This is a genomic window from Caballeronia sp. M23-90 (genome assembly GCF_053574605.1).
The window spans coordinates 1-1561 of sequence record NZ_JBSIPA010000784.1; the positions used below are offsets into that span (position 1 = coordinate 1).

A 1561-nucleotide genomic window follows, 5' to 3' on the forward strand; every position below is an offset into this window, starting at 1 on the left:
TTCCAGCCCAGCGGGCTGCGGTACGGGCTTCACTACAGATTTCATCGGATTGGCCATGAATTGCATCCTGTCTTTGTACTCTAATTGGTCCAAGGCAGGTGTCGCATCTCATATTGGCACGCAGGGCCGGGTGGCGCAGATGGGTCTTTGCCACAAACCACAAAGACATAGGAACGATGTATCTGTTGTTCTCGTTTGTGATGTTTCTATCTGGTGGTGTGATGGCATTGGCAATTCGTGCCGAGTTGTTTGAACCGGGCATGCAGTTGATGCGCCCGGAGTTCTTCAATCAGCTAACGACCATGCACGGCCTCGAGATGATATTCGGCGCGATCATGCCTGCTTTCGTCGGATTCGCGAATTGGATGGTCCCTCTTGAAATCGGCGCGTCCGACATGGCGTTCGCCCGAATGAATAACTTCAGCTTTTGGTTGCTGCCCGTTGCGGCAATTATGCTGACTGCTACCTTTTTCATGCCGGGTGGCGCGCCGGCAGGCGGATGGACGATGTACGCGCCGTTGTCCACGCAGATGGGTCCAGGTATGGACATGACGATTTTTGCGATCCACCTTATGGGGGCATCATCGATTATGGGCGGGATCAACATCGTGGTGACGATACTGAACATGCGCGCGCCCGGCATGACGTTGATGAAGATGCCGATGTTCTGCTGGACCTGGTTGGTCACCGCTTTTCTGTTGATTGCGGTAATGCCTGTTCTCGCAGGCGCCGTCACTATGCTTTTGTTCGACCGGCATTTTGGCACTTCGTTTTTTAACGCTGCCGGCGGAGGCGACCCGGTGCTTTATCAGCATGTTTTCTGGTTCTTTGGTCACCCAGAGCTCTACATCATGATCTTGCCCGGCTTCGGTGTTGTCTCACAGGTTATTCCCGCCTTTGCCCGGAAGCCCCTTTTCGGCTACGCATCGATGGTTTATGCGACCGCCTCGATTGCGATCCTGTCTTTTATGGTATGGGCACATCACATGTTTGCAACAGGGATGCCTGTAACCGGGCAGCTCTTCTTCATGTACTCCACTATGCTGATTGCAATCCCAACGGGCGTGAAAGTGTTTAACTGGGTGGCGACCATGTGGCGCGGATCACTCTCCTTTGAGACGCCGATGCTGTTCGCCATTGGCTTCATCTTCGTTTTCACGGTGGGTGGCTTTACGGGCCTCATCTTGTCCCTTGCGCCATTAGATATTCAAATGCACGGAACGTATTACGTAGTTGCGCACTTTCATTATGTCCTGGTCGCCGGCTCGCTGTTTTCGCTGTTCGCAGGTTGGTATTTCTGGGCGCCCAAGTGGACGGGCAAGATGTATAACGAGACGCGCGGCAAAATCCATTTTTGGGTGTCGATGGTGGCGTTTAACGTCACGTTCTTTCCAATGCACTTTTTAGGACTTGCCGGCATGCCACGCCGTTATGTGCGTATTCCACGCCATCGCGAACAAGGATTCCACGGGAAAAAAATCACGAATTCCACGGCAAAGTTAATGCCGATTCCACGGCAAAGTTAATGCCGATTCCACGGCAAATAGAACAAGGTTTCCAC

At 52.8% G+C, this 1561-nt stretch carries 1 pseudogene; it reads left to right on the forward strand.

The window, feature by feature from the left end:
* Positions 1-83: 83 nt before the first annotated feature.
* Positions 84-1445 (forward strand): annotated as a pseudogene (locus ACRXB1_RS35830) (cytochrome c oxidase subunit I); the annotation flags it as partial.
* Positions 1446-1561 lie beyond the last annotated feature (116 nt).